This is a genomic window from Pseudomonas sp. CM25 (genome assembly GCF_013179705.1).
Lineage (GTDB): Bacteria > Pseudomonadota > Gammaproteobacteria > Pseudomonadales > Pseudomonadaceae > Aquipseudomonas.
On record NZ_JABMCW010000680.1, the window covers coordinates 1 to 1,023 of the forward strand.

Genomic DNA, 1,023 nt, shown 5'->3' on the forward strand with positions numbered 1-1,023 from the left:
TCCGGGCGGAAGGTGGGCGAGCAGCCCAAATGCGTGCACAGGCCGACGAGAATGAGGATTTCCGGCTTGATCGAGCGAACCTCCGGGTCGACATAGGTCGGCTGCACCGAAGCCTTGGACTCGGGATCAGAAAGTTCGCCGGTGATTTTCTTGAGGTTGCCGAGGATTTCCTCCGTTCGCCGTACGATGAACACGGGCTGGCCACGCCACTCGGCCACCATCTGCTGCCCGGCCTCGACCTTGGCAATATTGACCTTCACCGGTGCACCTGCGGCTTTCGCCTTGGCACTGGGAAACCATGACCCCACGAACGGTACCGCAGCCCCCACTGCTCCCGCTGCCCCGACCACGGATGTCGCGGCTACGAGGAAGCGGCGCCGGCCTGCGTTGACGCCGTCATTGCTCATTCAGTCCTCTCCCATCAGCTTGCTTGGCCTGTTGCACCAGACCTGTACTTAGGTTGTGTCAGTGGCGCTAAATTTTGGTCGTCATGGTAAGAAACAAAACCACACACTGACAAGGTGAATACCCCGGCGAGGGCCCCTACCAGCGCTTTGCTTGATCTGCGTCTATGCGACAAACGGTCACCGACATGCTGACAGGTTAGTTCAAGGCAAAAAAAAAGCCCGGTTCCAAGGAACCGGGCTTTTCTCGACTGCCGAAGCGATATTAACGCTTGGAGTACTGAGGACGCTTACGCGCTTTACGCAGACCCACTTTCTTACGCTCGACTTCACGAGCGTCGCGGGTGACGTAGCCAGCACGACGCAGAGCGCCACGCAGGGTTTCGTCGTATTCCATCAGAGCGCGGGTGATACCGTGACGGATCGCACCGGCTTGACCGCTGACACCACCACCGGAAACGGTGACGTAGATGTCGAACTTCTCAACGGTTTCGGTCAGCTCGAGCGGCTGACGAACAACCATGCGAGCGGTTTCGCGACCGAAGAACACGTCCAGAGAACGGTTGTTGATGGAAATGTTACCAGTACCCGGACGCAGGAATACGCGAGCGGTTGCGGT

At 58.7% G+C, this 1,023-nt stretch carries 2 protein-coding genes; both read right to left on the reverse strand.

The features are described from left to right. A partial coding sequence (petA, locus tag HP546_RS30645; protein WP_172233732.1) for a ubiquinol-cytochrome c reductase iron-sulfur subunit occupies positions 1-407 on the reverse strand: 407 nt, incomplete at its 3' end. A gap of 262 nt (positions 408-669) precedes the next feature. Next, a partial coding sequence (gene rpsI, locus HP546_RS30650; RefSeq protein ID WP_172233735.1) for a 30S ribosomal protein S9 occupies positions 670-1,023 on the reverse strand: 354 nt, incomplete at its 5' end.